General features: G+C 52.7%; 18 protein-coding genes, 1 tRNA gene, 2 rRNA genes and 1 pseudogene. 17 read left to right on the forward strand and 5 right to left on the reverse strand.

The features are described 5' to 3' along the window. Nucleotides 1-4 precede the first annotated feature (4 nt). Together mreB and csrD are read right to left on the reverse strand one after the other, a co-directional pair. The gene (gene mreB / locus ACQE3Z_RS18295) at nucleotides 5-1,048 is read right to left on the reverse strand and encodes a rod shape-determining protein MreB (RefSeq protein WP_003855260.1); all 1,044 of its coding nucleotides are present in this window, start codon (nucleotides 1,046-1,048) and stop codon (nucleotides 5-7) included. Between the two features lie 305 nt (nucleotides 1,049-1,353). Further along, nucleotides 1,354-3,303, reverse strand: a complete 1,950-nt coding sequence (gene csrD / locus ACQE3Z_RS18300; RefSeq protein WP_426974871.1) for an RNase E specificity factor CsrD — start codon at nucleotides 3,301-3,303, stop codon at nucleotides 1,354-1,356. A 212-nt stretch (nucleotides 3,304-3,515) separates the two neighbouring features. Here csrD and ACQE3Z_RS18305 point away from each other — a divergent pair, with 212 nt between their 5' ends. The 17 genes and pseudogenes from ACQE3Z_RS18305 (at nucleotide 3,516) to ACQE3Z_RS18385 (ending at nucleotide 19,607) form a co-directional block, all read left to right on the forward strand. Further along, nucleotides 3,516-4,499, forward strand: coding sequence for an MDR family oxidoreductase (locus ACQE3Z_RS18305; RefSeq protein ID WP_426974872.1), 984 nt, complete (start codon nucleotides 3,516-3,518; stop codon nucleotides 4,497-4,499). Between the two features lie 118 nt (nucleotides 4,500-4,617). Continuing rightward, a complete protein-coding gene (msrP, locus tag ACQE3Z_RS18310) occupies nucleotides 4,618-5,622 on the forward strand; it encodes a protein-methionine-sulfoxide reductase catalytic subunit MsrP (RefSeq protein WP_426974873.1) in 1,005 nt (334 codons plus the stop codon). Beyond that, complete coding sequence (gene msrQ / locus ACQE3Z_RS18315; protein ID WP_426974874.1) at nucleotides 5,623-6,228, forward strand: protein-methionine-sulfoxide reductase heme-binding subunit MsrQ; 606 nt, start codon at nucleotides 5,623-5,625, stop codon at nucleotides 6,226-6,228. 235 nt (nucleotides 6,229-6,463) lie between these two features. Continuing rightward, nucleotides 6,464-6,916, forward strand: a complete 453-nt coding sequence (gene aroQ / locus ACQE3Z_RS18320) for a type II 3-dehydroquinate dehydratase (RefSeq protein WP_250651574.1) — start codon at nucleotides 6,464-6,466, stop codon at nucleotides 6,914-6,916. A gap of 21 nt (nucleotides 6,917-6,937) precedes the next feature. Then, nucleotides 6,938-7,405, forward strand: a complete 468-nt coding sequence (accB, locus tag ACQE3Z_RS18325) for an acetyl-CoA carboxylase biotin carboxyl carrier protein (RefSeq protein ID WP_426974875.1) — start codon at nucleotides 6,938-6,940, stop codon at nucleotides 7,403-7,405. Nucleotides 7,406-7,416: 11 nt separating this feature from the next. After that, nucleotides 7,417-8,766, forward strand: a complete 1,350-nt coding sequence (gene accC / locus ACQE3Z_RS18330; protein ID WP_426974876.1) for an acetyl-CoA carboxylase biotin carboxylase subunit — start codon at nucleotides 7,417-7,419, stop codon at nucleotides 8,764-8,766. A gap of 59 nt (nucleotides 8,767-8,825) precedes the next feature. After that, nucleotides 8,826-9,086, forward strand: a complete 261-nt coding sequence (locus ACQE3Z_RS18335) for a YhdT family protein (RefSeq protein WP_426974877.1) — start codon at nucleotides 8,826-8,828, stop codon at nucleotides 9,084-9,086. Next, complete coding sequence (gene panF / locus ACQE3Z_RS18340; protein WP_426974878.1) at nucleotides 9,076-10,527, forward strand: sodium/pantothenate symporter; 1,452 nt, start codon at nucleotides 9,076-9,078, stop codon at nucleotides 10,525-10,527. Before ACQE3Z_RS18335 ends, panF begins: the two co-directional genes overlap by 11 nt. Before the next feature lie 11 nt (nucleotides 10,528-10,538). Continuing rightward, nucleotides 10,539-11,420, forward strand: coding sequence for a 50S ribosomal protein L11 methyltransferase (gene prmA / locus ACQE3Z_RS18345; RefSeq protein WP_250651571.1), 882 nt, complete (start codon nucleotides 10,539-10,541; stop codon nucleotides 11,418-11,420). A gap of 171 nt (nucleotides 11,421-11,591) precedes the next feature. Further along, complete coding sequence (locus ACQE3Z_RS18350; RefSeq protein WP_426974879.1) at nucleotides 11,592-12,326, forward strand: carbonic anhydrase; 735 nt, start codon at nucleotides 11,592-11,594, stop codon at nucleotides 12,324-12,326. Nucleotides 12,327-12,637: 311 nt separating this feature from the next. After that, nucleotides 12,638-13,603, forward strand: coding sequence for a tRNA dihydrouridine synthase DusB (gene dusB, locus ACQE3Z_RS18355; protein WP_250651569.1), 966 nt, complete (start codon nucleotides 12,638-12,640; stop codon nucleotides 13,601-13,603). Between the two features lie 24 nt (nucleotides 13,604-13,627). Next, nucleotides 13,628-13,924 carry a DNA-binding transcriptional regulator Fis gene (gene fis / locus ACQE3Z_RS18360; protein ID WP_000462905.1) on the forward strand — a complete coding sequence of 99 codons (297 nt, stop codon included), beginning with the start codon at nucleotides 13,628-13,630 and terminating at the stop codon, nucleotides 13,922-13,924. 192 nt (nucleotides 13,925-14,116) lie between these two features. Further along, nucleotides 14,117-15,037, forward strand: coding sequence for a kdo(2)-lipid IV(A) palmitoleoyltransferase (lpxP, locus tag ACQE3Z_RS18365; protein ID WP_250651568.1), 921 nt, complete (start codon nucleotides 14,117-14,119; stop codon nucleotides 15,035-15,037). 418 nt (nucleotides 15,038-15,455) lie between these two features. Beyond that, nucleotides 15,456-16,480: pseudogene (locus ACQE3Z_RS18370) on the forward strand (amino acid ABC transporter substrate-binding protein). Nucleotides 16,481-16,545: 65 nt separating this feature from the next. Continuing rightward, nucleotides 16,546-17,724 carry an amino acid ABC transporter permease gene (locus ACQE3Z_RS18375; RefSeq protein ID WP_426974880.1) on the forward strand — a complete coding sequence of 393 codons (1,179 nt, stop codon included), beginning with the start codon at nucleotides 16,546-16,548 and terminating at the stop codon, nucleotides 17,722-17,724. 15 nt (nucleotides 17,725-17,739) lie between these two features. Then, nucleotides 17,740-18,840, forward strand: a complete 1,101-nt coding sequence (locus ACQE3Z_RS18380; RefSeq protein ID WP_426974881.1) for an amino acid ABC transporter permease — start codon at nucleotides 17,740-17,742, stop codon at nucleotides 18,838-18,840. Nucleotides 18,841-18,851: 11 nt separating this feature from the next. Further along, nucleotides 18,852-19,607, forward strand: a complete 756-nt coding sequence (locus ACQE3Z_RS18385) for an amino acid ABC transporter ATP-binding protein (RefSeq protein ID WP_426974882.1) — start codon at nucleotides 18,852-18,854, stop codon at nucleotides 19,605-19,607. A gap of 205 nt (nucleotides 19,608-19,812) precedes the next feature. Here the strand turns inward: ACQE3Z_RS18385 and rrf (ACQE3Z_RS18390) are convergent. The 3 genes from rrf (ACQE3Z_RS18390) to rrf (ACQE3Z_RS18400) all read right to left on the reverse strand — a co-directional run bounded on the left by rrf (ACQE3Z_RS18390) (nucleotide 19,813) and on the right by rrf (ACQE3Z_RS18400) (nucleotide 20,220). Continuing rightward, nucleotides 19,813-19,928: ribosomal RNA gene (gene rrf, locus ACQE3Z_RS18390) — 5S ribosomal RNA — on the reverse strand. A gap of 86 nt (nucleotides 19,929-20,014) precedes the next feature. Further along, nucleotides 20,015-20,090, reverse strand: a tRNA-Thr gene (locus ACQE3Z_RS18395). 14 nt (nucleotides 20,091-20,104) lie between these two features. Next, nucleotides 20,105-20,220, reverse strand: a 5S ribosomal RNA gene (gene rrf, locus ACQE3Z_RS18400). Nucleotides 20,221-20,380 lie beyond the last annotated feature (160 nt).

Below are 20,380 nucleotides of genomic sequence, written 5' to 3' on the forward strand. Positions count from 1 at the left end.
CAGATTATTCTTCGCTGAACAAATCGCCGCCGTGCATGTCGATCATTTCCAACGCTTTACCGCCGCCACGAGCGACACAGGTCAACGGATCTTCCGCTACCACGACCGGAATGCCGGTCTCTTCCATCAGCAGGCGATCAAGATTACGTAATAGCGCGCCGCCGCCGGTCAGGACCATGCCGCGCTCTGAAATATCGGATGCCAGCTCTGGCGGACACTGTTCAAGCGCAACCATTACAGCGCTAACGATACCGGTCAGCGGTTCTTGCAGGGCTTCCAGGATTTCGTTGGAATTAAGGGTAAAGCCACGCGGCACGCCCTCAGCCAGATTACGGCCGCGCACTTCGATTTCGCGAACCTCATCACCCGGATAGGCAGAACCGATTTCATGCTTGATACGTTCTGCGGTTGCTTCACCAATCAGTGAGCCGTAGTTACGGCGTACATAATTAATAATAGCTTCATCAAAACGATCGCCGCCGATACGTACGGAGGAGGAGTAGACCACACCGTTAAGAGAAATCACCGCGACCTCGGTGGTACCGCCACCAATATCCACCACCATAGAACCGGTTGCTTCAGATACCGGCAGGCCTGCGCCGATTGCGGCAGCCATTGGCTCTTCGATCAGGAAAACTTCACGCGCGCCTGCTCCCTGAGCAGATTCGCGAATTGCGCGGCGCTCAACCTGAGTAGCGCCGACCGGAACGCATACCAGCACGCGCGGGCTGGGACGCATAAAACTGTTGCTATGCACCTGCTTAATAAAGTGTTGCAGCATTTTCTCAGTAACAAAGAAATCAGCGATTACGCCATCTTTCATTGGACGAATAGCGGCAATATTGCCTGGCGTACGACCAAGCATCTGTTTTGCATCATGACCGACAGCCGCAACGCTCTTGGGAGAGCCGGCACGATCCTGGCGGATGGCAACGACTGAGGGCTCATTCAGCACGATACCCTGGCCTTTGACGTAGATCAGGGTATTCGCGGTACCCAGGTCAATGGACAAGTCGTTGGAAAACATGCCACGAAATTTTTTAAACATACTAAAGGATAATCCTGCAAGCTGGGGGCGGAAAATAAAATCCGCTTACTTTACCAACCACGCGAAGCCGCCACAAGGCGCAAAAACGTTCTACTTCGGTGAAAAATCAAGCTATCTCGCGCTTGTTACCATGTTATCGAACTGATGCAGCAATATTCGGCCGAAAAAGCAGCTGAATACCCGCGAAATCGGGCTGATAAGCGGACATAACAGTTATAAAATCTAACATTTAAATTCCACGGCGGTTGGCAGCCGCAAATAGCCGCTGGCTCCTTAACCGCGCGCCATTATGTCAAATCATCCGGCTAAACCCGAACTCTTTGCGAATATTTTTTCACATTACTATTAACCAGTTGTGAAGTAGAGAAAAAGTCGCCCTGGCCACCTGCAACGCCAAGCGCTGACAGCATTTGCCACTCTTCCCGCGTTCTGACGCCTGCGGCGAAAACCTGCGTCGGCGTCATGCTGCACACCTCAATTAAGCTTTTCACAAACAGCTGGTTTTCAGTTCGTCTTTCAATATTACGCACCAGACCCGGATGAAGCTTAATAAGCTCAACGCCCGCCTGGGTAATATAGGCGGTGCTGACTACCGTTAAGCCAGCCTGGCTGACCGCCAGACGACAGCCAAAACCTTTAAGCAATCGCAGCGCCGGTTGCAAACGATTGAAGTGTTGACACACTTCTGCCTCAGCAAGTTCAAATAAAAAACGTTGCCGCTGCGATTTAGTACACTGCAGCAGCATATCGCGCAGCGTTCGCTGAAACGTCGGCTGTAATAATGAATCAATCGTCATCGGCACCGCCAGCGTCTCTTCCGGCCAGCAGGCAGAGAGCGTCATAATACGCTGCATCAGCTGATGGTCGTACGCCTCAGCCAGCCCCATCTGCTGCACTAACGGCATAAACTCTGCTGCCTGCAGCTCTTTTTCGCCGTCAAAAATGCGCGGCAACATTTCACGATGATGCACCTGACCATCGCGCAGTACGGCCGGCTTTTGATAGAGCCGTGGGCCGCCGCGCTTCAGCGTATGCTCCAGCAGCGTACGCCATTGAACGCTGCCGCGTCCGCCATCCACATCCATTCCTTCCGCCGTCACCCATGTGTTGCCGCCCTGCAACGCAGCATGGCGTGTGGCCTGCTCAACGCTCTCCATCACCTGTTGTGTGGTTTGTCCGCTACGCCAGGCGCTAATGCCGATATAAATCATATTTTGCCGATCGATCATTGCCGTCGGCGGCAGCGCATCAACCGCTTTGATTAGATGAGCCGCGATGCCGTCCGCCTCTTTTAGCGTGCGGTGCGGCAACAGCACCATAAAATCACTGCGAAAATAGCGCGCCAGCAGAGCGCCGGAATAGCGCATAACAAACGTCGAAAGCATATTAACCAGAGAAAAGAGATAATCCTGTACCGCCCCGCTGCCCCATTTTTCACTCAGGCTGTCAAAATCGGGCAGACGGATCATCATTACCACGCCGTGGGTGCCCACTTTTTCCTGATCTTCTAATAGGGTCGCCAGTTGATTATCAAAAAAGAGCCTATTATTCAGGCCGGTCGCCGCATCCTGCGCGGTAAAGGCGCGGATAAGAGTATCAATGCGGGTACGCTGCTCGCCCGCTTCCTGGAGATCGTCCAGCAGCAGATCGATAGCCGTGGAGGCTTTCGATGGCCACTCATTGACGTTGCCGCGACCAATCCCGCGCCGTTCGCCGTCAATAATGCGTTCTGCTCGCTTTTCCAGACTCTCCATTCCTTTGAGTTGACGCCATAACCAGCGCTGCGTAGGCACCAGCAACAGCAACATAAATGCCGCTACCAGCACAACGGCAATGATTACCGAGGAACCGATAAAAGATTTAAACCAGGTATTCGCCGGATCAAGTACCTCAACACGCAACACCCAGCCGGGCTGATGCATTAGCGGCAGATCGTAACGGCGGAAGCGATTGGGAACGTCATCGAGTAGAGGATACTGACGGTGAGAAAGCGCAAGAATGGCCTTTTCTTTACTGAGGATATGTAAGCGTTCTATATCCATAAGCGGCATTGTACGCTGTAACCATGGCGTCAGTTCAGCTGGACTTTGAGTCAGCAGCGCCTGATCCACTTCTGTTTTCAGCGTCTCTATCTGCTGCTCGGCCCATTCGCTACGTAGCCAGAAAAAGCTCAGCGTGCTGCCCACCAACATTAATACTATTGCCAGAGTAATAAGCAGCGTTACAAACGCTGAGAGTTTTGTGGTTGATCGCATCCCTGTGCCTTTTTCACTGCGTTATGACCACGCCGCAACGATGAGAAGCGGGTGTCAGAGGGTAAACATATGGAGGTTATTCGCCCGGCCAGCGCTAAAAAATCAATAGCCTGCGATTTATTTGCGGCGGGTCAGCCTCTGCTACCATTCGGCGAGTATAGTTGCCAAAGACTTTATCGTTACCATCGACTCACAAAATTCAGGAGAATCTCATGCAGGCTTTACTGATTGAACAAGCTGACGGCGCTTATCACGCAGCGCTGAGCGATATTTCGCCACAGCAGTTGCCGCCAGGTAATGTGACGGTAGATGTTAGCTGGTCGGGCATCAACTATAAAGATGCGCTGGCAATTACCGGTAAAGGCAAAATTGTTCGCCAGTTTCCGATGGTGCCCGGCATCGATTTTGCGGGCACCGTGCACCACAGCGAAGATCCGCGCTTCCATGTGGGACAGCAGGTTTTACTAACCGGCTTTGGCGTGGGTGAAACGCACTGGGGTGGCCTGGCGGAACAGGCGCGAGTCGATGGCGACTGGCTGGTGCCGCTGCCGGAAGGACTGACGGCGCGTCAGGCAATGATTTTAGGCACGGCGGGTTTTACTGCCATGCTGTGCGTTATGGCGCTGGAGGAAGGCGGCATCACCCTGGATAAAGGTGATGTGCTGGTGACCGGTGCCAGCGGCGGCGTCGGCAGTACGGCAGTGGCTCTGCTCAGCGCGCTGGGCTACCAGGTCACCGCCGTCAGCGGCCGGGAAAGCAATACGGATTACTTGCGTCAGCTTGGTGCCGCTAAGGTGCTGCCGCGCAGCGAGTTTGCTGCCGAAAGCCGCCCGCTGGAGAAACAGCGCTGGGCAGGCGCGATCGATACTGTTGGTGATAAGGTGCTGGCCTCGGTGCTGGCGCAAATGCACTATTCCGGCGTGGTGGCCGCCTGTGGTTTGGCTGGCGGATACGCGCTGCCCACCTCTGTCATGCCTTTTATTCTGCGCAATGTTCGTTTGCAGGGCGTGGATTCGGTGCAAACGCCAGCGCCCCGACGGATTGAAGCCTGGAAACGCCTGGTGAAAACCATACCGGCCAGCTTCTTTCAACAGGCTACCACCGAGGTGACATTATCGGCAGCGGCTGATGCCGCCCAGCGCCTGCTGGATAATAAAGTCACGGGTCGTACGCTGGTGAAAATCGCGCAGGGATAATGCACGCCAGGAAATTTCATATTTTCACCTGAAAACCTGCGCTGGTTCGACGTTTTGCTTCATGCTTAGTTATCTGCTCTCCGCCAGCGCTGCGGAGGGCCTGCACAGGAGTAGAACCATGAAGCCGGTAAATAAGCTCACCGAAGCGGATATCACCCCCGAAACGATTTTCCACCAGCAGCGTCGTCAGGTGCTTAAGGCGCTGGGTTTAGGCGCGGCGGCGCTCAGCGTGCCGGGAGGCGCACGGGCCGATGTGCTTTCCTGGTTCAGGGGCAACGATCGTCCGCCTGCGCCCGCTGGCCGCCCGCTGGATTTCAGCAAACCCGAGGCGTGGCAGTCCGCGTTGCCGCTCACGCCAGAGGACAAAGTCAGCGGTTACAACAACTTTTATGAATTTGGTCTGGATAAAGCGGACCCTGCCGCCAACGCCGGCACGCTGAAAACGGAAAACTGGAAAATCCGCATCGACGGTGAAGTGGCGAAACCGCTCACGCTGGATATGGACGATATCTTTAAACGCTTTCCCCAGCAGCAGCGTATTTACCGTATGCGCTGCGTGGAGGCCTGGTCGATGGTGATCCCCTGGGTCGGCTTCGAGCTGGGCGCGCTGCTGAAAGCCGTTGAACCCACCAGTCATGCGCGCTATGTCGCCTTCCAGACGCTTTATGCGCCCGATCAGATGCCAGGACAAAAAGATCGCTTTATTGGCGGTGGACTGGATTATCCCTATGTTGAAGGGCTGCGTCTGGATGAAGCGATGCATCCGCTGACGCTGCTTACCACCGGCGTTTACGGCAAAGCGCTGCCGCCGCAAAACGGCGCTCCAATCCGCCTGACGGTGCCGTGGAAGTATGGTTTTAAAGGCATTAAATCGATTGTTCATATCAGGCTAACGCGTGAGCAGCCGCCAACGACCTGGAATCAGCTGGCACCGAATGAGTACGGCTTCTTTGCCAACGTCAACCCGCATGTAGACCATCCGCGTTGGTCGCAGGCCAGCGAACGCTTTATCGGCAGCGGCGGCATTCTGGATGTGAAACGTCAGCCGACGCAGCTCTTTAACGGCTATGCCGGGCAGGTTGGGTCGCTCTACCGCGGGCTTGATTTAAGGGAGAATTACTGAGTGCGCCTGACGTTAAAACAGATAACGGGGCTGAAGGTTCTGCTGCACCTGGCGGGATTACTGCCCTTGCTGTGGCTGATATTTTCCATCCTGCAGGGCACAGGATTTAGCGCCGATCCGGCAAAAGATGTTCAGCATTTTACCGGGCGTATGGCGCTAAAGTTTTTGCTGGCTACGCTGCTGGTGTCTCCGCTGGCGCGCTATGGCCGTCAGCCGCTGCTGATTCGTGTGCGCCGCCTGCTGGGTTTATGGTGCTTTGCCTGGGCTACGCTGCATCTGGTGAGCTATGCGCTGTTGGAACTGGGAATCAGTAATCTGTCGCTGCTGGGTTCAGAGCTTATTTCACGTCCCTATTTAACGCTGGGCATTATCAGCTGGGCGATGCTGCTGGCGCTGGCGGTAACCTCATTACAAAAATTCCAGCGTAAAATGGGACCTCGCTGGCAAACGCTGCATAACTTTGTCTATCTGGTGGCGATTCTCGCGCCAGTTCACTATATCTGGTCCGTAAAAGTACTCTCTCCGCAGCCGCTTATTTACGCATTACTGGCCATAATCCTGCTGGCCTGGCGTTATAAGAAATTTCGCCGATGGTGGTCTAAATAGCGGCATAATTTGTGCCGCATCCCACATATCTGTCTAACTCCCAGGAAACTTTTGCCGCCTGCGTTGATAATCTCCGCAGATACGACCAGTATTTAGCTGCGAAAAGTAACGAAATAGATATAATGCCCGGCTTCGGTTGCTATGAAAGACTCTTTTTCACTTCAGAAAGGTGACAAATGGCTTTTCACGAGGTATTTTACGCGATGCCTCACTTATTGCAGGAGATAGCAGCAAAATGGCGCATGATTTTCATATTCTGCTCTTGAATGGCCCCAACCTCAATTTATTGGGGACGCGTGAGCCAGACAAATATGGGCATGACACGCTGTCCGGGATCGTAGACGATCTGACATCGCAGGCCAGCGCGTTAAATGTGAAATTAAGCCATTTACAGTCGAATGCAGAACACGTTCTGATTGATCGTGTTCACGAGGCGAAAGGCAATGTTGATTACATCATTATCAACCCGGCGGCGTTCACGCATACCAGCGTTGCGCTACGTGATGCGTTGCTGGCGGTGGATATTCCTTTTATCGAGGTACATATCACCAACGTGCATGCCCGTGAGTCTTTCCGCCACCATTCCTGGCTTTCTGATATTGCTGCCGGCGTAATCTGTGGACTTGGCGTCGACGGTTACTCCTGGGCTTTACAAACGGCAGTAAAACGCCTGTCAAAATCAAATTAAACAGAGTACGGAACCACACTCATGGATATTCGTAAGATTAAAAAACTGATCGAACTGGTTGAAGAATCCGGTATCGCTGAACTTGAAATTTCCGAAGGCGAAGAATCAGTTCGTATCAGCCGCGCACCTGCAGCCGCTCCTTATCCCATGATGCAACAGGCTTACGCCGTACCGGCTCCGCAGCCGGCGCTGGCGACCGCCGTTGCCCCAGCCAGCGCGCCGGCTATTGAATCGCCTGCTGCCGCTGAACTGAGTGGTCACATTGTTCGCTCACCGATGGTCGGGACGTTCTACCGTACCCCTAGCCCGGACGCTAAAGCGTTTGTTGAAGTGGGCCAGAAGGTGAATATCGGCGATACCCTGTGCATCGTTGAAGCCATGAAAATGATGAACCAGATCGAAGCAGACAAGGCGGGCGTGGTTAAAGCTATCCTGGTCGAGAGCGGTCAACCTGTTGAGTTTGACGAGCCGCTGGTCGTCATCGAATAACGAGGCGAACCATGCTGGATAAAATTGTTATTGCCAACCGTGGTGAGATTGCCCTGCGTATTTTGCGTGCCTGTAAAGAATTAGGCATCAAAACCGTTGCAGTACACTCCACCGCGGATCGTGATTTAAAACATGTGCTGTTGGCAGACGAGACTGTTTGTATCGGTCCGGCGCCGTCTGTAAAAAGTTATCTGAATATTCCGGCGTTGATCTCCGCTGCGGAAATCACCGGCGCGGTAGCTATTCACCCGGGCTACGGCTTCCTGTCAGAAAACGCTGATTTTGCCGAGCAGGTTGAGCGCTCCGGCTTTATTTTCATCGGCCCTCGTGCCGAAACGATTCGTCTGATGGGCGATAAAGTTTCCGCGATTAACGCGATGAAAAAAGCGGGCGTGCCTTGCGTGCCTGGCTCTGACGGCCCGCTGGGCGATGATATGGATAAGAACCGGTCGATCGCGAAACGCATCGGCTATCCGGTCATTATCAAAGCCTCCGGCGGCGGCGGCGGACGCGGTATGCGCGTTGTCCGCAGCGATAAAGAGCTGGAAAACTCCATCAGCATGACGCGTGCGGAAGCGAAAGCCGCTTTCAACAACGACATGGTTTATATGGAGAAGTACCTGGAAAACCCACGCCACATCGAAATTCAGGTGTTGGCTGACGGCCAGGGCAACGCGATCTACCTGGCTGAACGCGACTGTTCTATGCAGCGCCGTCACCAGAAAGTCGTGGAAGAAGCGCCTGCACCAGGTATTACCGCTGAAATGCGCCGTTATATCGGTGAGCGCTGCACCCAGGCCTGCGTTGAGATCGGCTATCGCGGCGCGGGTACTTTTGAGTTCCTGTATGAAAACGGCGAGTTCTACTTTATTGAAATGAACACCCGTATTCAGGTTGAGCATCCGGTGACCGAAATGATTACCGGCGTGGATCTGATCAAAGAGCAGCTGCGTGTGGCTGCAGGTCAGCCGCTGTCGATCAAGCAGGAAGAAGTTGTGGTGAAAGGCCACGCGGTGGAGTGCCGTATCAACGCGGAAGATCCGAATACGTTCCTGCCAAGTCCGGGCAAAATCACGCGCTTCCATGCGCCGGGTGGTTTTGGTGTACGTTGGGAATCGCATATTTATGCCGGTTACACCGTACCGCCGTACTATGACTCCATGATTGGCAAGCTGATCACTTACGGTGAAAACCGTGACGTGGCGATTGCCCGCATGAAAAACGCGCTGGCTGAGCTGATCATCGACGGGATTAAAACCAACGTCGAACTGCAGATGAAGATCATGTGCGATGAAAACTTCCAGCACGGTGGTACCAATATCCACTATCTGGAGAAAAAGCTGGGTCTGGCAGAGAAATAATTTTTCTGTTGCCCTGTCTGAGGCCGGCTTGTCCGGCCTTTTTCTTTCTGGTTTTGCTGATGATGAAAAGCACTTCTCTCGATACGCGCTTTATTCAGGCACACCGTGAGGCCCGCTGGTCCTTCTGGCTGGCAGTGGCTTATCTTACCGTCTGGGCGCTTGCAGCCTGGCTGGGCGGTGTACAACCCGGCTTTACCGGCCTGCCGCGCTGGTTCGAGCTTTCCTGTCTGTTTGCGCCCCTACTGTTTATTTTCCTGTGCTGGTTGATGGTTCGCGTCTGCTTCCGTGATATTCCGCTGGAGGATGATGATGCAAACTGAAGTTATTCTTCCCCTGCTTGGTTACCTGCTGCTGATTGCCCTGCTCTCGGTCTACGCCATGCGTAAACGTCGTCAGGGAAACTTTCTTAACGAATATTTTCTTGGCGGACGCTCTATGGGCGGCTTCGTACTGGCAATGACGCTGACCACTACCTATATCAGCGCCAGCTCCTTTATTGGCGGGCCTGGCGCAGCATATAAATATGGGCTGGGCTGGGTACTGCTGGCGATGATTCAGGTTCCCGCCGTTTGGTTATCGCTTGGTGTGCTGGGTAAAAAGTTCGCCATTCTGGCGCGACGTTACAATGCGGTGACCCTTAACGATATGCTTTATGCGCGCTACCGCAGCTCGCTGGTGGTTTGGCTGGCCAGCATTAGCCTGCTGGTGGCGTTTGTTGGTGCCATGACCGTACAGTTTATCGGCGGCGCCCGGCTGCTGGAAACCGCAGCTGGCATTCCATACGATACCGGTTTGCTGATTTTCGGCGGTACCATTGCGCTCTATACCGCGTTCGGTGGTTTTCGTGCCAGCGTGCTGAACGATGCAATGCAGGGATTGGTGATGCTGATCGGCACCTTTTTGCTGCTGTTCGCCGTGATACATGAGGCAGGCGGTATGCATGCGGCGGTGAGTAAACTGCAGCATATCGATCCACGTCTGGTCACGCCGCAGGGCGTCGATAATATTATTACGCCTACTTTTCTCTCTTCTTTTATTGTTCTGGTCTGTTTTGGCGTTATCGGCCTGCCCCATACCGCCGTGCGTTGCATCTCCTATAAAAACAGCAAAGCGGTGCATCGCGGCATTATCGTTGGCACGATAGTGGTTTCGGTGATGGTGTTTGGTATGCATTTGGCTGGTGCGCTCGGTCGTGCGCTGCTGCCCGATCTGACTATCCCGGATCGGGTTATTCCCACCCTGATGCTGACCGTCCTGCCACCCTTTGCCGCCGGGATCTTTCTGGCCGCGCCGATGGCGGCAATTATGTCGACGATCAATGCTCAGCTGCTGCAATCCTCTGCAACGATCGTTAAAGATCTTTATCTGCGGCTTTATCCACAGCAGCTGGAGAACGAGCCACGGCTGCGCCGTCTTTCCGGCATCGTTACGCTGGTGCTGGGGATGTTGCTGCTGCTGGCGGCGTGGAATCCGCCCGATATGTTGATCTGGCTGAATCTGCTGGCGTTCGGCGGGCTGGAGGCGGTCTTTCTCTGGCCGCTGGTGTTAGGCCTCTATTGGGAAAAAGCCAATGCCGCCGGCGCTCTGAGTGCGATGATTGTCGGCGCGACCTGTTATACCCTGTTGGCAGCGCTGCAGCTGCAGCCAGCAGGCTTTCATCCTATCGTGCCGGCCCTGCTGTTAAGCCTGCTGGCATTTATTATCGGTAACCAGTTTGGTCGCCCGGCTTCAGCGTCGGACGCCTCCTCACTGTATGAATAAAGAGAATCGCTATGCCCTGGATACAAATCAAGATCAACACAACCGGCGCGGATGCAGAAGCGCTGGGTGACCTGTTAATGGAACAGGGAGCCGTGTCGGTAACCTTCCAGGATACTCACGATACGCCGGTGTTTGAGCCGCTGCCGGGCGAGACGCGCCTGTGGGGCGATACCGATGCTATCGGCCTGTTTGATGCCGAAACGGATATGGCGGAAGTGGTTAGCCTACTGGAGCAGGATCCGCTGCTGGGCCAGGGCTTTCGCCATAAGATCGAACAGATCGAAGATAAAGACTGGGAACGCGAATGGATGGAAAATTTCCATCCGATGCGCTTTGGGCAACGTTTATGGATCTGCCCAAGCTGGCGCGACGTGCCCGATCCCACTGCGGTTAATGTGATGCTCGATCCGGGTCTCGCTTTTGGAACCGGTACGCATCCCACGACCGCGATGTGCCTGAGCTGGCTTGACGGGCTGGATCTACAGGGCAAAACCGTGATCGATTTCGGCTGTGGCTCCGGTATTCTCGCTATCGCAGCCCTGAAGCTTGGCGCTGCGCAGGCGATCGGGATCGATATCGATCCGCAGGCCATTCAGGCCAGCCGCGATAATGCCGAACGCAATGGCGTATCCGAACGCTTATCGCTCTATCTCCCCCACCAGCAGCCGGATAACCTGAGCGCTGATGTGGTGGTCGCGAATATCCTTGCCGGACCGCTACGTGAGCTGGCACCGCTTATCAGCGTCCTGCCGAAAACGGGTGGCCATTTAGGTCTGTCGGGTATTCTTGCCAGTCAGGCAGACAGCGTTTGTGAAGCTTACAGCGAACGCTTTGAGCTTGACCCTGTGGCGGAAAAAGAGGAATGGTGCCGCATTACCGGTATTCGCCGCTAAGCCTGCCTGCCCGCGCGTTGTGAACGGCTATCGCAACGCGCCATTTCCTTTTTCCTCTTTTCTACTTACAGATAACTGTCTGCTTTTTGTACTATCAGCACGGTTCAAAGCTTCCTGCTTCGATCGGTAAGGCGCTGAGACGCCTCTGATAAACAAAAAAGGGATAGCAAGATGCAAAAAACAATAGCCGTGCTGCTGAGCTTGCCGCTGGCCTGGGCGGCATCGGCCCTTGCGGAAAATCAATGGTCATATGAAGGGAGTGCTTCACCAGGGCACTGGAGCGAACTCAACGAGCAGTGGTTTTTCTGCAATAAAGGACGATACCAGTCACCCATTGATATCAGCGATCCTGTAGCGGGAAATCTGCCGCCGTTAACGGTTGATTTCTCCACCCTGGCAGCCAGCATTATCAACAACGGTCACACGATCCAAATCGCTGTTGGGCATGGAAATAGCTTTATGCTGGACAGGCAACGCTGGGAGCTAAAGCAGTTCCATTTTCATACCCCGAGCGAAAATCATATCAACGGTCAAAGCTTTCCGCTGGAGGTGCATTTCGTTCATGCTAACCGTAATGGTGAATGGGCGGTAGTCGCCGTCATGCTGGTAGCCGGTAAGCCCAATCCAGCGCTGGACTGGCTCCTTGATGCGTTGCCGCAACGGCAAAATCAGGAAAAAGCGCTGCATAAAAACCTCTCTTTTGCATCGTTTTTTCCACAGGATAAACATTATTACCGGTTCAGCGGTTCCCTGACCACCCCGCCCTGTACGGAAGGCGTGATATGGCTGGTAATGAAACAGCCGGTGGAAGCATCAAAAGCGCAGCTGGCACGTTTTGCGCAAGCGATGCACAGGGCAAATAACCGCCCATTGCAGCCGCTCCATGGCCGGCAAATTGTGGAATAAGTGTGCCTTAACGCTATCCAGGTAAAGCCATAGCGGGTTTCAGAGGTGTTATTGATGTTATATCTGTGGTTTTAAGCGCCGGAAAGCCGCTTTTATCCTGTGGATGAGATCACATTTTAATAAAAATCTTTGCTCACAATTTAAGCGCGAAATTTTAAACTCATGTTTTTAAAGGATAAACTTTGAAGGGTCATGGAGTAACCGACTTTTCTATGATTTTCACCCAATGATTGTTCAAAGTTTGGCCTTTCATCTTCAGTAAAAAATGCGTAATATACGCCGCCTTGCGAGTAGATACGGTCACTTCTTTCATGCGCATTGGACAACACCAGCTCCGTAATCAACTGATAGCCGCTCCGATGGCCGGTATTACTGACAGGCCTTTCAGAACGCTCTGTTATCAGATGGGGGCCGGAATGACCGTTTCCGAGATGATGTCGTCAAACCCAGAGGTTTGGGCCAGCGATAAGTCTCGTTTGCGTATGGTACATAGTGACGAGCCCGGAATTCGCGCCGTGCAGATTGCCGGTTGCGATCCTGATGAAATGGCTGAAGCGGCACGGATTAATGTTGCGTCCGGCGCTCAGGTTATTGATATCAATATGGGCTGCCCGGCCAAAAAAGTTAATCGTAAGATGGCAGGCTCTGCGCTGCTGCAATATCCCGACGTGGTGAAGAATATTCTTACCGCTGTGGTTAATGCAGTAGAGGTGCCGGTTACCTTAAAGATTCGTACCGGCTGGGATAGAGATAATCGTAATTGCACTGAAATTGCCCAATTGGCTGAACGTTGTGGTATCCAGGCTTTGACCATTCATGGCCGAACCCGCGCCTGTTTGTTCAATGGCAACGCTGAATACGACAGCATTCGGACAGTTAAGCAGAACGTTTCCATTCCGGTTATCGCGAACGGAGACATTACTGACCCGCACAAGGCCAGGGCGGTGCTCGACTATACGGGAGCTGATGCTCTGATGATAGGACGCGCCGCTCAGGGAAGACCGTGGATCTTCCGGGAAATCCAGCATTATCTGGACACTGGGGAGTTGCTCCCACCCATGCCGCTGGCAGAAGTGAAGCGCTTGCTCATCGGGCATATACGGGAACTGCACGACTTTTACGGTCACGGCAAGGGATACCGTATTGCACGAAAACACGTTTCCTGGTATCTCCAGGAAAACGCCCCAAACGACCAGTTTCGGCGCACATTCAACGCCATTGAGGATGCCAGCGAACAGCTGGAGGCGTTGGAGGCATACTTCGAAAAACTTGCGTAAACGAAATAAAGAGCTGACAGAACTATGTTCGAACAACGCGTAAATTCTGACGTACTGACCGTTTCTACCGTTAACTCACAGGATCAGGTGACGCAAAAGCCGCTGCGTGATTCGGTAAAACAGGCACTGAAGAACTATTTTGCTCAACTGAATGGTCAGGATGTTAATGATCTGTATGAGCTGGTACTGGCTGAAGTAGAGCAGCCTCTGTTGGACATGGTGATGCAATATACCCGTGGCAACCAGACCCGTGCAGCCCTGATGATGGGTATCAACCGCGGTACGCTGCGTAAGAAACTGAAAAAATACGGCATGAATTAATTTCTTCGCTGTGAAAAAAGGCGCTCCATTCGGATGCGCCTTTTTTAATGTCTGGACCTCAAGAATTGTCCGTTTTTTGTAAATCTGGCCTGCCCGGCCTAACTTCTGTGTACCATCGTTGTCTGAGAAACTGTACCGCGACTGATTGCCATCTTTATGCGTTACATCTTTTTTTACGCATATGAGAGCGTCATGAAATCATCACCACGTTTTACCCTTGATATGCTGCATCCTCGCCACTGGCTTACCTGGTTTGGTCTTGGCGTTCTGTTTCTGTTGGTTCAGCTTCCTTTTCCGCTGCTTGAGAAGCTGGGTGTCTGGATGGGTCGTACCTCGATGCGCTTTTTGCCGCGCCGCGTACGTATTACACGTCGTAATTTAGAGCTCTGCTTCCCCGATCTTAGCCCATCTGAGCTGGAACAGCGCATCATCCATAATTTCGAATCGTTAGGCATGGGCCTGATGGAAACCGGCATGGCGTGGTTTTGGTCCGACGCACGCGTAAAGCGCTGGTTTACCGTTAATGGTTTACATAACCTCCATGCAGCACAGAAAAACAAACGCGGCGCGCTGATTATTGGCGTGCATTTTATGTCGCTGGAGTTGGGCGGCCGCACGATGGGTCTGTGTCAGCCGATGATGGCGATGTACCGCCCGCATAACAACAAGCTGATGGAATGGGTGCAAACCAAAGGCCGTATGCGCTCTAATAAAGCCATGATCGATCGTCGTGACCTGCGCGGTATGGTAAAAGCGCTTAAGCAAGGCGAGGCCGTATGGTTTGCTCCCGATCAGGATTACGGCCCGAAAGGCAGCGTATTCGCTCCGCTTTTTGCGGTTCCGCAGGCGGCGACCACTAACGGTACCTTTATGCTGGCCCGCATGGCGAAACCGGCGATGATTACCGTGGTGTTGATTCGTAAAGAGCGCGGCCAGGGATATGAACTGGTTATACAGCCAGAGCTGGAAAACTATCCGCTGGAAGATGAACAGGCTGCCGCTGCCTATATGAATAAAATTATTGAACGGGAAATTCTGCGCGCGCCCAGCCAATATCTATGGCTACACCGACGTTTTAAAACCCGTCCGGTAGGCACTGCCTCACTCTATTAGTTAACCCGATCGATGAAAGCCCGTTAGTGGTAACACTAACGGGCTTTTTTATGCAGGTCGCGGCACAAGTGTAATGTGCGCGCCAGTTCACATTCCAGTTATCCTCTTTAACTCTTTAACTCTTTAACTCTTTAACTCTTTAACTCTTTAACTCTTTAACTCTTTGCACTCTTGCACTCTTGCACTCTTGCACTCTTTGTGATCGCCACACCTTACCTCGCCTCATACTGGTGCGCGATAGTAGCCAAACTTTTCCGTTACCTTCCGTTATTAATCGCGTTTCTACAAAGAACCATGATCCTGCAATTCTGGCACTCTCCTTGCACTGTTGTGAATGGCTAACCGCCGCAGACAGGAAAAGCGCAGCACAAGCGCTCGTCACCCCATAACGATATGATCACGCCACACAGGATGATTTATGAATAAAATGATGCTTTCCGCTGTGTTAGCTACCGCGTCGCTGCTGGCTATCGCGAATCAGGCTCATGCCGGCGCTACGCTTGACGCCATTAAAAAGAAAGGGTTTATTCAGTGCGGGATTAGCGATGGTCTGCCAGGATTTTCCTGGGCTGATGCCAACGGTAAATTTACCGGACTGGATGTCGATTTGTGCCGGGCCACCGCCGCTGCGCTATTTGGCGACGCAAGCAAAGTTAAATATACCCCGCTTACCGCTAAAGAGCGCTTTACTGCCCTGCAATCGGGCGAAGTTGATATTTTATCGCGTAACACGACATGGACATCCTCACGCGACGGCGGGATGGGCTTCCTGTTTGCTGGCGTCAACTACTATGATGGCATCGGCTTCTTACCCATAACAAAGCCGGGCTGAAAAGTGCGAAAGAGCTTGATGGTGCCACCGTATGTATCCAGGCCGGGACCGATACTGAGCTAAACGTGGCGGATTACTTTAAAGCAAACAAGATGCAGTACACGCCCGTAACCTTCGATCGCTCCGATGAGTCAGCGAAGGCGCTCGACAGCGGTCGCTGCGATACGCTGGCTTCCGATCAGTCACAACTCTATGCCTTGCGCATCAAGCTGGGCAAGCCTGACGAATTTATTGTCCTGCCTGAAGTGATTTCAAAAGAACCGCTTGGCCCGGTTGTTCGTCGAGGTGATGATGACTGGTTCACTATCGTAAAATGGTCTTTCTACGCCATGCTGAATGCCGAAGAGATGGGCATCAACTCGAAAAACGTCGACCAAATGGTGGCCAAACCCAGCACGCCGGATATGGCGCATTTGCTGGGTTCAGAAGGCGATTTCGGTAAAAATCTGAAGCTGGATAATAAATGGGCTTATAACATCATCAAACAGGTCGGCAACTATCAGGAGAGTTTCGATCGCAACGTAGGTAAAGATAGCCCGCTTAAAATAGCGCGTGGGCAAAACGCGCTCTGGAAAGATGGCGGCATCCAATACGCGCCTCCCGTACGTTAATTCCTGCCAGTACACCGGGCACCGCTACGGTGCCCTCGCCAGTATTTTCGCTTTTGAGGTCGATCATGTCTCAACGCCCAACCGTGAAAAGGGACTTTTCATTCTCTAATCCTGCGGTTCGCGCCTGGCTTTACCAGATTTTCGCCGTTGTCGCCGTTTTCGCCGTAGTGGGATATCTCATCCATAATACCGTTCTCAATCTGGCCAACCGGGGCATTACCTCCGGCTTCGGCTTCCTGGAACGCAGCGCTGGCTTCGGGATCGTTCAGCACCTTATCGATTATTCTGATGGTGATACCTATGCGCGTGTTTTTCTGGTTGGCTTAACCAATACGCTGCTGGTCTCTGCGCTTTGTATTGTTTTTGCTTCCGTGCTGGGCTTTTTTATCGGTCTGGCGCGCCTTTCTGACAACTGGCTGCTGCGTAAAATCTCAACCTTCTATATCGAAACCTTCCGTAATATCCCGCCGCTGCTGCAAATATTCTTCTGGTACTTCGCCGTGCTGCGTAATTTGCCCGGGCCCAGACAGGCGCTGAATGCTTTTGATCTGGCGTTTATCAGTAATCGCGGGCTTTATATTCCCTGGCCAGAGTATGCTCCAGGGACGTGGCCTTTTATCATCGCCCTGCTGTTGGCCACTATCGCTACCGTTGCCCTGTTTCGTTTTAATCGCAACTATCAGTTGAAAACCGGCAGGCTACGCCGCACCTGGCCCGCAGCTGTAGCAATGCTGGTTATTTTACCGCTGATCGCACATTTGCTGTTCGGCGCGGCGATGCACTGGGATATTCCTGCACTGCGTGGTTTTAACTTTCGTGGCGGTTTTGTATTGATACCTGAACTGGCTGCGCTCACCCTGGCGCTCTCTATTTATACCTCTTCGTTTATTGCCGAGGTGATCCGTTCAGGCATTCAATCAGTACCGCATGGACAACATGAAGCAGCCATGTCGTTGGGCTTGCCTAATCCGGTTAGCTTGCGACAGGTCATCCTTCCGCAAGCGATGCGGGTCATTATTCCACCACTAACCAGCCAGTATCTGAATATCGTAAAAAACTCCTCGCTGGCGGCTGCCATCGGCTATCCCGATATGGTTTCGCTGTTTGCCGGCACGGTTCTTAACCAGACCGGCCAGGCAATAGAGACGATTGCCATGACGATGGCGGTTTATCTGACGATCAGCCTGTTGATCTCGCTACTTATGAACATCTACAACCGCAAAATCGCCCTGGTTGAACGTTAAAAGGTACGGCTTACCATGACAGTAACCACACACGATCCGTCTCCCGTCCCGACAAATGTTGTTATGCGCATGTCGCGGTGGGCTCAGAAAAATCTTTTTTCCAGCTGGTTCAATACGCTGCTTACTTTGCTCTGCTTATGGATTATATGGAGCGTTATCCCGCCTGCGCTGAACTGGTTGATTTTTCAAGCTAACTGGTTTGGCGAAAGCCGTACCGACTGTACAAAAGAAGGGGCATGCTGGGTATTTATTCATGCCCGTTTTGGCCAATTTATGTATGGGCTTTATCCGCATGAACTGCGCTGGCGTATCAATATTACGTTAATCATCGGGCTGCTTTCTCTTATACCAATGTTTATCAGGCAAATGCCACGCCGTGGTCGCTATATTGCCGTCTGGGCTATGGTATTTCCCCTTTTTGTCTGGCTGATGCTCTATGGCGGTCTGTTTGGCCTTGAGCGCGTAGAAACGCGTCAATGGGGTGGTTTAACGCTGACGTTGATTATTGCGGCTGTTGGGATTGCCGGCGCTTTACCGCTGGGCATTTTACTGGCTCTGGGACGCCGCTCAACCCTGCCGGTGGTACGGGCGCTGTCAGTGATTTTCATTGAGTTCTGGCGCGGCGTGCCCCTGATTACCGTACTTTTTATGTCATCCGTTATGCTGCCGCTGTTTATGGCTGAGGGAACATCGATAGATAAGCTGGTACGGGCCCTGGTTGGCGTTATTCTCTTTCAGTCGGCCTATGTTGCAGAAGTGGTGCGCGGCGGATTACAGGCGTTGCCAAAAGGACAAACTGAAGCGGCGGAATCTTTGGCGCTCGGCTACTGGAAAACCCAACTGCTGGTTATTCTCCCTCAGGCTCTCAAACTCACCATCCCTGGCCTGGTCAATACCATTATCGCCCTGTTCAAAGATACCAGCCTGGTAATCATTATCGGTCTGTTTGATCTGTTCAGTAGCGTACAGCAGGCTACTGTCGATCCAGCCTGGCTCGGTATGTCGACCGAAGGCTACGTTTTTGCTGCGCTGGTTTACTGGATCTTTTGCTTCGGTATGTCGCGTTACAGTCAGCACCTTGAAAACCGTTTTAACACCGGGCGTAAAGCACATTAAGGAGTATTCTAATGAAACCAGTGACTCATTCTACAGATACAATGATTACGCTTGAAAATGTGAACAAGTGGTACGGGCAGTTTCATGTGCTGAAAAATATTAACCTCACGGTAAAACCGCGTGAACGTATCGTGCTGTGCGGTCCTTCCGGTTCCGGAAAATCAACAACAATACGCTGCATTAATCATCTTGAAGAGCATCAGCAGGGACGAATCATTGTGGATGGCATTCATTTAAATAACGACCTGCGCAATATTGAAAAAGTCCGTACTGAAGTCAGCATGGTATTCCAGCATTTTAATCTTTTCCCGCATCTCACAGTGTTGCAGAACTGTACCCTTGCGCCAATCTGGGTGCGAAAGACGCCAAAAAAAGAGGCTGAGGCGTTAGCGATACATTACCTTGAGCGGGTTCGTATCGCTGAACATGCCCATAAATTTCCCGGACAGATTTCTGGCGGTCAGCAGCAGCGGGTAGCGATTGCTCGTTCACTTTGTATGAAACCTAAAATTATGCTGTTCGATGAGCCAACATCAGCGCTTGATCCTGAGATGGTAAAAGAAGTTTTGGATACCATGATTGGTCTGGCAGAAGATGGTATGACGATGCTTTGCGTTACACATGAGATGGGCTTCGCCCGTACCGTGGCCGATCGGGTGATTTTTATGGATTGCGGGGAGATTGTAGAACAGGCACCGCCTGAAGAATTCTTCGCGTATCCTAAATCAGAACGTACGCGTATGTTTTTATCGCAGGTTATTCATTAAGCCAGTTTTGAGATCTACTCCGAACTGGGCTGGGCTGGGCTGGGCTGGGCTGGGCTGGGCTGGGCTGGGCTGGGCTGGGCTGGGCTGGGGTAGATAGTTTCTAACTGCCCAACAGAAATATATCTATTAACGGCCGGCAAAACTTCTCTGATAAGCAGAAACGAAAAAGCCTCAGCTTTCGCTGAGGCTCTGTCGTTTATTTGATGCCTGGCAGTTCCCTACTCTCGCATGGGGAGACCCCACACTACCATCGGCGCTACGGCGTTTCACTTCTGAGTTCGGCATGGGGTCAGGTGGGACCACCGCGCTCTTGCCGCCAGGCAAATCTTTTTATAAGTTGTCTAAGACGACTTATTTAAACTGTTGCTTTTTAAGCATGGGCCACATTACTGCCGCCCTGATAAAACTGGTGCTGATACCCAGAGTCGAACTGGGGACCTCACCCTTACCAAGGGTGCGCTCTACCAACTGAGCCATATCAGCACACTAAATTTGATGCCTGGCAGTTCCCTACTCTCGCATGGGGAGGCCCCACACTACCATCGGCGCTGCGGCGTTTCACTTCTGAGTTCGGCATGGGGTCAGGTGGGACCACCGCGCTCTCGCCGCCAGGCAAATTCTGTTTCCGCACGCCGCCCGGAGGCCACGCACGTCTATCCGTCAACAACACTGAAAATTCTCAATTCCCCAAAACGCTTCCGGCGTTGTAAGGTTAAGCCTCACGGGTCATTAGTACCGGTTAGCTCAACGCATCGCTGCGCTTACACACCCGG

Origin of the sequence: Pantoea sp. FN0307 (assembly GCF_050113815.1) — a bacterium.
Taxonomy (GTDB): domain Bacteria; phylum Pseudomonadota; class Gammaproteobacteria; order Enterobacterales; family Enterobacteriaceae; genus Mixta; species Mixta alhagi.

Bases quoted from the DNA above. Each gene is read 5' to 3' on its own strand.
- mreB (WP_003855260.1), bottom strand. From the start codon at position 1,048: ATGTTTAAAAAATTTCGTGGCATGTTTTCCAACGACTTGTCCATTGAC.
- csrD (WP_426974871.1), bottom strand. From the start codon at position 3,303: ATGCGATCAACCACAAAACTCTCAGCGTTTGTAACGCTGCTTATTACT.
- ACQE3Z_RS18305 (WP_426974872.1), top strand. From the start codon at position 3,516: ATGCAGGCTTTACTGATTGAACAAGCTGACGGCGCTTATCACGCAGCG.
- msrP (WP_426974873.1), top strand. From the start codon at position 4,618: ATGAAGCCGGTAAATAAGCTCACCGAAGCGGATATCACCCCCGAAACG.
- aroQ (WP_250651574.1), top strand. From the start codon at position 6,464: ATGGCGCATGATTTTCATATTCTGCTCTTGAATGGCCCCAACCTCAAT.
- accB (WP_426974875.1), top strand. From the start codon at position 6,938: ATGGATATTCGTAAGATTAAAAAACTGATCGAACTGGTTGAAGAATCC.
- accC (WP_426974876.1), top strand. From the start codon at position 7,417: ATGCTGGATAAAATTGTTATTGCCAACCGTGGTGAGATTGCCCTGCGT.
- ACQE3Z_RS18335 (WP_426974877.1), top strand. From the start codon at position 8,826: ATGATGAAAAGCACTTCTCTCGATACGCGCTTTATTCAGGCACACCGT.
- panF (WP_426974878.1), top strand. From the start codon at position 9,076: ATGCAAACTGAAGTTATTCTTCCCCTGCTTGGTTACCTGCTGCTGATT.
- prmA (WP_250651571.1), top strand. From the start codon at position 10,539: ATGCCCTGGATACAAATCAAGATCAACACAACCGGCGCGGATGCAGAA.
- ACQE3Z_RS18350 (WP_426974879.1), top strand. From the start codon at position 11,592: ATGCAAAAAACAATAGCCGTGCTGCTGAGCTTGCCGCTGGCCTGGGCG.
- dusB (WP_250651569.1), top strand. From the start codon at position 12,638: ATGCGCATTGGACAACACCAGCTCCGTAATCAACTGATAGCCGCTCCG.
- fis (WP_000462905.1), top strand. From the start codon at position 13,628: ATGTTCGAACAACGCGTAAATTCTGACGTACTGACCGTTTCTACCGTT.
- lpxP (WP_250651568.1), top strand. From the start codon at position 14,117: ATGAAATCATCACCACGTTTTACCCTTGATATGCTGCATCCTCGCCAC.
- ACQE3Z_RS18375 (WP_426974880.1), top strand. From the start codon at position 16,546: ATGTCTCAACGCCCAACCGTGAAAAGGGACTTTTCATTCTCTAATCCT.
- ACQE3Z_RS18380 (WP_426974881.1), top strand. From the start codon at position 17,740: ATGACAGTAACCACACACGATCCGTCTCCCGTCCCGACAAATGTTGTT.
- ACQE3Z_RS18385 (WP_426974882.1), top strand. From the start codon at position 18,852: ATGAAACCAGTGACTCATTCTACAGATACAATGATTACGCTTGAAAAT.